Genomic DNA, 6,324 nt, shown 5'->3' with positions numbered 1-6,324 from the left:
CGGACGCCCGATCGCCGAGGTCGCCGCGGCCGGAGCGTGGCTGCACGGCCACGCCGGGCGTATCGCCGCCGGCGTGCGTGACGGCGGGGCGGGGCATCCGATCGTCGCGATGGACGTGGCCGAGGCCCTTCCACTCGCGATCGCGGACGTCCTGGCGTGAATCGCGCGTCGACGGCCCGGGTGGTCGCGCTGTGGAGCGTCTTCCTCATCGTGCACGCGCTCACCGCATGGGCAGGCTGGGTCTACCCCAGCCAGCCCATGGGCGATGTGGTGCTCGTATACGAGCCCTGGGCGTCCTCTGCACTCGGCGGGGGACCGATCGTCGGTGTCACCGAGACATGGGTCTACCCTCAGCTCGCCCTCGTGCCGATGCTCGTCGCCGCCGTGCTCTCCGCGCCGCTCGTGCCTCTGCTCGGAGTATCCAGTGCGTATCTCGTCGGATGGGCGGTCCTGGTCGTCATCCTCGACGCTGTCGCCTTCGCTGTGCTGGTGGGGCGCGCGCCCTCGCACGCGCGCCGTGTCGCGGCCTGGTTCTGGTGCGGCGCACTGGTGCTCCTCGGACCGATCGCGCTCTACCGGATCGATGCGATCACCGTCCCGATCGCGGTGATCGGCGGACTCTGGCTCGTGTCGCGGCCCGCTGTCGGCGCCGCTCTCCTCACGATCGGGGCATGGATCAAGATCTGGCCCGGTGCGCTCGTGCTCGCCGCCGTCGTCGCGCTCCGTGCGCGCGTGCGGGTGCTGGTCGCCGCCGCCGTCGTCAGTGTCGGGGTCGTCGCGACTTTGCTCCTGCTCGGGGCAGACACCGAGGTCCTCGGCTTCCTGACCGAGCAGACCGGACGAGGGCTGCAGATCGAAGCCGTGGCCGCCACCCCCTTCCTGTGGCTCGCGGTCGCCGGCGCCGCCCGCATCGAGTACAGCTTCGAGATCCTGACCTTCCAGATCACCGCGCCGGGGGTCGACGTCGTCGCCGCAGCGCTCACACCCCTCATGGCGATCGCGGTGCTCGCGGTGACTGCGGTCGGGGCACTCAAGGCGGTGCGCGGCGCGAGCTTCCCGCGACTGTTCCCTCCGCTCGCTCTCACACTGGTGACGCTTCTGATCGTCACCAACAAGGTCGGTTCACCGCAGTTCCAGACCTGGATGATCGCGCCCGTGATCCTGTGGCTCGTGCTCGATCGGGTCAGGGCACGCGTCCCGGCCGTCGTCGTCCTCGCGCTCTGCCTGCTCACCTGCGTCGTGTATCCGATCGGCTACGACGCCCTGCTGCGGGCCGATGCCCTCTCGGTCGCCGTGCTCACGGTGCGCAACGTTCTTCTCGTCGTCCTGCTCGTCCTGGGCATCCGCGCTCTCGTGCGCGTGCCCGTCCGCCATCCGAACACCCAGGAGTGAAACATGCTGATCGCCTTCTCCGTCGCCCCGAGCGGCACCCCCGCCGCGGGGGCAGAGCGCACCGACGCCTCCGTGCACGACGCCGTGGCCGCCGCCGTACGGGTGGTGCGCGAGTCCGGACTGCCGCACCGCACCACGAGCATGTTCACCGAGATCGAGGGGCCGGACTGGGACACGGTCATGGACGTCGTGAAGCGTGCGACCGAGGCCGTGATGCCCTTCGGCTCGCGGGTCTCGCTCGTGCTCAAGGCCGACATCCGCCCGGGCTACTCCGGAGAGCTGGACGCGAAGATCGAGCGGCTGGAAGCAGCCATCGACGAAGCAACGGTCGAGGAGTCCGGTGACTGATTCCCCTTCGTCCATGTCGATCGCCCTTCGACCGGCGACGGCCGACGACTCCGAGTGGATCGCGGAACTCCGCGCCGAAGTGCTTCGGGCCGACCTGGAGCGGCTGGGGCGTTTCGACGAGACCCGCGTCCGGCAGCGGTTCCGTGATGCGTTCGAACCGACGCAGACCCGGATCATCGTCGTGGACGGCACCGATGTCGGCTCGGTCGCCATCCGTGCGGAGGGGGAGTCCCGCTGGCTGGAGCACTTCTACATCGCGACCTCGCATCAGGGCCGTGGTCTCGGTGACCGCGTGCTGGGGATCGTGCTCGATGACGCGACCCCGTATCGACTCAACGTGCTCCAGGGCAGCCCGGCGCGCCGTCTTTACGAACGCCACGGTTTCGTCGTCGACACCCAGGATGACGTTGATGTCTTCATGACGCTCGATCGCGCAGGGCGGGCGACCTCCGGGTCCGACGGCCGCTAAGCTGATCCGGTGAATCCCTCGACTGAATCGAGGGGTGCGGCGAAGTGGGCGCTCCTCTCCCTCGCCATCGGCAGCTTCGGCATCGGCATGACCGAATTCGTGGTCATGGGCCTGCTGCCCAACATCGCCGCCGACCTGCTGCCTTCGCTCTGGGCGACCAGCCAGGAAGATGCGCTGAGCCAGGCCGGCTGGCTGATCTCGCTCTACGCGCTCGGCGTGGTGGTGGGCGCACCGACCATCGCCGGCTTCGTCGCGCGTTACCCGCGGCATCGGGTGATGATCGTGCTGGCCCTCGCGTTGACGGTGTTCAACGCCCTCACGGTCGTGCTGCCCACGTTCGAGCTCGTCGCCGCGTCGCGCTTCCTCGCCGGGCTGCCGCACGGTGCATACTTCGGCATCGGTGCGCTCGTGGCCGCCGATGTGATGGGGCCGGGCAACCGCGCCAAGGGTGTGGCGTTCATCCTCACCGGCCTCACGGTCGCCAACGTCGTGGGCGTGCCGTTGGGGACGTTCCTCGGGCAGCAGTGGGGCTGGCGCTCCGCCTTCGCCGTCGTGGCGCTCGTCTTCGCTCTCGCCACCCTCTGCATCGCGCTCTTCGTCCCGGAACATCCGGGAGACCCGGGGCGCACGATGCGCCAGGAACTGCGGGTGTTCCGTATCCCGCAGGTGTGGTTCACCCTGGGCGTCGGCGCGATCGGTTTCGGCGGATTCTTCGCCGTCTACAGCTACATCGCCCCGCTGGTGACCGAGGTCTCCGGCTCCCCGGAGTGGGTGGTGCCGATCGTCCTCGTGCTCATGGGGCTCGGGATGACGGCGGGAAACCTCGTCGGCGGTCACCTCGCCGACATCGACCTGCGCCGCACGCTGCTCTTCGGACTCGCCGCCATGGCCGTGGTCTTCGCGCTGCTGGCGTTCCTGTCGTTCTGGATCGTCAGCCTGGCCGCGGTGGTGCTGGTGGTCGGGTTCGTCTCCTCCGTGCTGAGCCCGACGATCCAGACCCGGCTCATGGACGTGGCGGGCGACAACCAGTCGATCGCCGCAGCCATGAACCACTCGGCGCTCAACATCGGCAACAGCCTGGGCGCATTCCTCGGGGGCGTCGTCATCGCCGCCGGCTGGGGCTTCACCGCACCGGCATGGACCGGTGCCGCGCTCGCCGTGGCCGGTCTGCTGATCGCGCTGCTCTCGTACCGCGTCGAAGGACGTCGCCCGGCGGCAGCGGAGCTCGTCGCCTCGTAGTTTCGCCGCGGTCGGTCCGGTCGTAGAGTGACGGGGTGAGTGCCCCCGAGCTGTCCCTGCCCGTCGCCGGCACTGCTGTCCTGCTGCGCGCGTCGGACCCCGCCTTCGAGGTGCTGCTGATGCGTCGACCCGATCGCGGGTCGTTCGCGGGTGCATGGGTCTTCCCCGGGGGCAAGGTCGAACCGGGCGACGTCCACGACGGCGACGACGAGTCCGAGAACGCGCGCCGTGCCGCGATCAGGGAGACGCGCGAGGAGGTGGGCCTCGCTGTCGACGACCTCGTGGTGCTCTCCGAGTGGCAGCCGCCGGTGGAGGCCCCCACGCGTATCCGCACCTGGTTCTTCCTCGCCGAGGCGCCGGACGGAGAGCCTTCGCCCGCTGCCGACGAGGTCGCGGAGATCGCCTGGGTGCGGGCGGCGGAGGCGCTCGCGAGGCACGCGGCGGGGGAGTGGACGCTGTATCCGCCGACGTGGATCACGCTCCACCAGCTTGCTGCGTTCAGCGACGTGGAATCGGCCCTGTCGTCGGGCGGTGCGGCGCAGCTGTTCCAGACCCGGGTGCTCGAGTCCGAAGCCGGGCGTGCCTTCGCCTGGGAGCAGGGACGCCTCGAGGCGGGCGCGCTGCCCTGGCGGTTCGTCGCGACCTGAGCGGCCGGGGTCAGCTGTCGAGCAGACGCCGCAGGTTCGAGCCCACCGCCTCGGTCTCGATCAGGAAGCCGTCGTGCCCGAAGTCGCTCGTGATCACCACGGCTTCGTCGTCGATGACATTCGGGATGCTGCGGGCGATGCGCTGTTGTCCGTCGACGGGGAAGAGGCGATCGCTGTCGATGCCGAGAACCAGCGTGGTGGCGGTGACGCCGTGCAGCGCCTCTTCGACGCCCCCTCGTCCACGGCCGACGTCGTGCGAGTTCATGGCCTCGACGAGCGTGATGTAGCTGTTCGCGTCGAAGCGGCGTGTGAACTTGTTGCCGTGGAAGTCGAGATACGACTCCACGGCGAAGCGACCGCCGTGCCCGAGCGGGGACACGTCGGACTGCCACGATCGCTGGAAACGCTGGTTGAGCTCGATCGGGCTGCGGTAGTTCAGCAGGGCCATACGGCGCGCCAGGGCGAGGCCGCGGTGCGGGCCGTCACCGTCGCCGAGGTCGTAGTACTCACCGCCCTGGAACCGCGGATCCATCCGGATGGTCTCCAACTGCACGGTGTTGAGCGCGATCTGGTCGGCGGTGGTCACCGGGGGAGATGAGAGCACGGCGAGGCGCTGCACGCGCTGGGGATGTGTGGCCGCCCACTCCAGCGCATGCATCCCGCCCATGGAACCGCCGATGACAGCGGCCCAGCTCTCGATGCCGAGCGCATCCGCCAGGCGGACCTGGGCGGCGACCTGGTCACGGATCGTGAGGTACGGGAAACGGGAGGCCCACTCGTAGCCGTCGGGGGCGACGCTCGCGGGGCCCGTCGAGCCCTGGCAGCCGCCCAGCATGTTCGGGGCGATCACGAACCAGCGGTCCGTGTCGAGCGGAGCTCCCGGGCCCGTGATGTCCTCCCACCAGCCCGCGGTGGGGTGCCCGGATCCCGCTGCGCCGCGCACATGGCTGTCCCCGGTGAGCGCGTGCAGCACGAGCACGGCGTTGTCCCGTGCCGTGTTCAGCTCGCCCCAGGACTCGTAGGCGATGCGGATGCCGGGGAGCTCGGCGCCGCTCTCCGTCGAGAAGGCGCCGAAGGCGGCGAACCGGCGCCCGCCCACCGGGTCTCCGTCACGCCATGCTCCGGTCGCCGGCGGGCGGGCACGGAGCAGCCTGACGTCGGCCTCCGTCACGGGCGCCGAGGGCACCGTGTCCTCGGAGGTCGTCTGCCAATCCATGCTCCCATTCTCGCCTGGTCCGGGACTCGTCGGTGGCAGGTTACGCTCCGATGTCCCGACTCTCCCGACCGCGACGATCGAGGCGGCCCGTCGGCATCGTCGCGTCGGTCGTCGGTCGTCGGCAGGTGTATCAGCGCACTCGGGTCAGGGTGGCGAGATGATCGCTGTTCCCCGCCCGCATCGTGCCCGACGTGACGACATCGAGGCCGCGGACGAAGACCTGGTCGATGCGTACGAGGGGGAAGGCGACAGGCCAGGTGAGCCCGAGGCTCCCATCCGTCGGACGCACCCAATCGGCTTCCGCGCGCAAGGCCGTCAGGCTCGGATCGGTCGACGGTGCGTTGAAGTCGCCGACGGCGATGAGGGAGTCCGCAGGGTCGGAGCCGACCTGGTCCGCGAGTCCGCTCAGCATCGTGTCGCGGTCCTGCTGGTGCCCCGGCCGCACCGACGCGGCGTGCATCACATAGACGGCGACCGGCGCGGACGGCACCTGCACCTCGACACGGAGCGCACGCTTCCAGCTGAGTCCCAGCGTGAGGGGCTCGGCGTTCGCGAGGGGATATCTGCTCCACACACCGACGGTTCCGACCGTGTACGAATGCGGGTACTGCCCGGCGAGGGCGTTCTGCGCCGCGGAGAGGCTGTCTCCATCGAGCTCCACGAGGGCGATCACATCGGCGCCGCTCTGCGCGAGCTCGGTCGCGGATGCGGCGGCCCCGCCGGATCGCGCCCTCACGTTCTGGCTCACGACCGTCAGTCCGGAGGCGGAGGCCGACTCCGACCCCGTCGGACCGGGGAGGGCGGGAAGAGCCGGTGCCATCGCGAGGACCCACAGGAGTGCGGGAACCAGGATCACGACGACCACCCGGCGGGCGAGGAACAATGCGGCGATCAGCAGTGCGAGAAGCACGAGACCGAGCCAGGGGAGGGCGGCAGCGACCGCTGTGCCGACGATTCCGGGGATCCAGCCGCCGGCGACGACGAGCAGCACGGCGACGCCGGCGGCGGCGAGA

At 70.2% G+C, this 6,324-nt stretch carries 7 protein-coding genes; 5 read left to right on the top strand and 2 right to left on the bottom strand.

The features are described 5' to 3' along the window. Positions 1–156: 156 nt before the first annotated feature. Genes B2869_RS11110 through B2869_RS11090 form a run of 5 tightly spaced genes read left to right on the top strand, consistent with a single transcriptional unit; the run spans position 157 to position 4,095 of the window. Positions 157–1,392 carry a hypothetical protein gene (locus tag B2869_RS11110; protein ID WP_292766401.1) on the top strand — a complete coding sequence of 412 codons (1,236 nt, stop codon included), beginning with the start codon at positions 157–159 and terminating at the stop codon, positions 1,390–1,392. 3 nt (positions 1,393–1,395) lie between these two features. Further along, positions 1,396–1,740, top strand: coding sequence for a thiamine-binding protein (locus B2869_RS11105; protein WP_292766399.1), 345 nt, complete (start codon positions 1,396–1,398; stop codon positions 1,738–1,740). Beyond that, the gene (locus tag B2869_RS11100; RefSeq protein WP_373695392.1) at positions 1,733–2,209 is read left to right on the top strand and encodes a GNAT family N-acetyltransferase; all 477 of its coding nucleotides are present in this window, start codon (positions 1,733–1,735) and stop codon (positions 2,207–2,209) included. The genes B2869_RS11105 and B2869_RS11100 overlap by 8 nt, the downstream gene beginning before the upstream one ends. A 9-nt stretch (positions 2,210–2,218) precedes the next feature. Continuing rightward, a complete protein-coding gene (locus B2869_RS11095; RefSeq protein WP_292766396.1) occupies positions 2,219–3,448 on the top strand; it encodes an MFS transporter in 1,230 nt (409 codons plus the stop codon). A 35-nt stretch (positions 3,449–3,483) separates the two neighbouring features. Beyond that, complete coding sequence (locus B2869_RS11090; protein ID WP_029258484.1) at positions 3,484–4,095, top strand: NUDIX domain-containing protein; 612 nt, start codon at positions 3,484–3,486, stop codon at positions 4,093–4,095. 10 nt (positions 4,096–4,105) lie between these two features. Here the strand turns inward: B2869_RS11090 and metX are convergent, their stop codons facing one another. Both metX and B2869_RS11080 read right to left on the bottom strand, forming a co-directional pair. Beyond that, complete coding sequence (gene metX, locus B2869_RS11085; RefSeq protein WP_029258483.1) at positions 4,106–5,311, bottom strand: homoserine O-acetyltransferase MetX; 1,206 nt, start codon at positions 5,309–5,311, stop codon at positions 4,106–4,108. A gap of 130 nt (positions 5,312–5,441) precedes the next feature. Further along, positions 5,442–6,324: endonuclease/exonuclease/phosphatase family protein (locus B2869_RS11080; RefSeq protein WP_292766389.1), on the bottom strand; the 883-nt coding region annotated here is incomplete at its 5' end.

The sequence above is a fragment of the Microbacterium sp. UBA3486 genome (assembly GCF_002377845.1).
Taxonomy (GTDB): Bacteria; Actinomycetota; Actinomycetes; order Actinomycetales; family Microbacteriaceae; genus Microbacterium; species Microbacterium maritypicum_A.
The sequence above is the reverse complement of the archived record's forward strand: the minus strand, read 5'-3'. Positions and strand labels throughout refer to the sequence as shown.